Here is a 1,395-nt window from a genome sequence, read left to right on the forward strand (position 1 = left end):
TCCAGCACCGAGCCGGCCACCTCATGCACCAGCCCCGCGTCACCGGCCCACCGCTCCACCACCGGCAGCACCACCACCGGCGGCGCGACTCCGCCCCGCACCACCGCCACGAGGCTCTCAAACCGGCCCGCGGTCAGGACTTCGGTGTCACCGATCGCACCGTCCCCGATGACGACCCAATCCGAGGTATCCGCCGCCTCCCCCGCCGACACCAGAGGCACCCAGTCCACCGCGAACAGCGAGTCACGGGTGCTCCGGCCGCCGCCTGTCGCCAGTTGCCCGGCGTCGACCTCGCGCATCACCAAGGACTGGACGGACGCGACGGGCGCGCCGGTCGCGTCGGCGGTCTGTATCTCGACACCGTCACCGACCGGGGTCAGGGCCACGCGCAACATCGAGGCTCCGGCGGCATGCAACCGCACGCCCGTCCACGCGAACGGCAACCGCGTCCCCTGGCCATCGGCGGCCTTGAGGCCGTTGACGTGCAGCGCGGCGTCCAGCAACGCCGGATGCACACCGAACCCGCCCGCCTCGGCTACCGCCTCCTCCGGCAACGCGACCTCGGCGAACACCCGCTCACCATCACGCCACGCCGCCCGCAACCCCTGGAACACCGGGCCGTAGCCGTACCCGCCCTCCTCCAGAGCGTCGTAGAACCCCTCCAGCGGCACCGCCACCGCACCCTGCGGCGGCCACACCGCCAGATCCACGCCTTCCGCCACGGCATCGGCGGACAACACCCCGGCCGCGTGGCAGACCCACGACGCGTCGTCCCCGCCTTCGGGTCGTGCGTACACCTCGACGGGACGCTCGCCTTCATCGGCCGCGCCCACGCTCACCTGCACCTGTACGGCACCGCGCTCCGGCAGCACCAACGGGGCCCGCAACACCAGCTCCCGCACCACAGAGCAGCCGATCCGCCCGCCGGCGGCCCACACCATCTCCACCAGTGCCGTCCCCGGCACGACGACCTGGCCGAGGATCACGTGATCGGCCAGCCACGAATGCGTCGCCAACGACAACCGCCCCGTCATCAGGACGGCGCCGTCACCGGCCACGGTGATCGCGGCACCGAGCAGCGGGTGCTCGACGGGCTCCATCCCGGCCGCGCCCAGGTCGCCGGGGACTGCCGATCCGGCACCGGGCCAGTACCGCTCACGCTGGAACGCGTAGGTCGGCAGTTCCACCCGACGCCCACCCGGCAGGACGGACGTCCAGTCGACGTCGCCGCCGGCCGTCCACAACCGGCCCAGCGCCGCCAGGGCCGTCTCCGCCTCATCCCGGTCGCGACGCAACACCGGCGCGAACACGGCCTCGTCGACCGACCGCTGCGCCAGCGCGCAGAGCACACCGTCCGGGCCCAGCTCCACGAACCGGGACACACCCCGCTCGGCC

The 1,395-nt window shown here is 73.3% G+C and carries 1 protein-coding gene; it reads right to left on the reverse strand.

Going from position 1 to position 1,395, the window contains the following annotated elements; genetic code table 11:
* The coding region (locus AWQ70_RS37100; protein WP_174552464.1) for a polyketide synthase dehydratase domain-containing protein at positions 1-1,395 on the reverse strand (1,395 nt) is incomplete at both ends.

The organism is Microtetraspora niveoalba, from assembly GCF_001570405.1.
In the GTDB taxonomy this organism is placed as follows: Bacteria; Actinomycetota; Actinomycetes; order Streptosporangiales; family Streptosporangiaceae; genus Microtetraspora; species Microtetraspora niveoalba.